This is a genomic window from Arenimonas donghaensis DSM 18148 = HO3-R19 (assembly GCF_000743535.1).
Taxonomy (GTDB): domain Bacteria; phylum Pseudomonadota; class Gammaproteobacteria; order Xanthomonadales; family Xanthomonadaceae; genus Arenimonas; species Arenimonas donghaensis.
On sequence record NZ_AVCJ01000036.1, the window covers coordinates 1 to 564 of the forward strand.

General features: G+C 66.5%; 1 protein-coding gene. It reads left to right on the plus strand.

Annotated elements, in window-relative coordinates; translation table 11 throughout:
• The coding region (locus N788_RS14885; RefSeq protein ID WP_034224996.1) for a hypothetical protein at positions 1-564 on the plus strand (564 nt) is incomplete at both ends.

A 564-nucleotide genomic window follows, 5' to 3' on the forward strand; every position in this document is an offset into this window, starting at 1 on the left:
CGCCGCTGAACGCCGACGGTTCGGTCATCACCTTCGCCGACCTGTTCGACGCGGCGACCTCGGTGGACGTCATGGGTGACTTCTCGGCCGCCGCTGCCGCGATCTGGGATGGTTACGGTCCGGCCGACACGCTGACCAACGACACCGCCACCTTCGACATCGGTGCCAACGAGAACGACGACCTGCTGTGGTACGACGCCAACCTGACCGACCAGATCCAGGAAAGCGAGTACACCGCGACCCTGAACGCCGTCGCCAACGCTGGCTTCACCATTGGCTCGGTGGGTCCGATCGACGCCGGCGAGATCGTCCGCAACGGCAGCCAGCTGCAGGCTCCGCTGGCGCAGGTTCCGGGTGGCTGGATCAGCCGCATCGTGCTGACCAACACCGGTTCGCTGGCCCGTGAGTACCAGATCTCCGTGTTCGGCGAGACCGGCACCACGATCGCCACCAACGCTGCCAACATGACCGGCACCGTTCCGGCCAACGGCACCAAGGTGATCGAGGTTCCGTCGTTCCTGACCGGCTTCACCGGCGGCCTGCCGCGCGCCACCGTCAACGTGA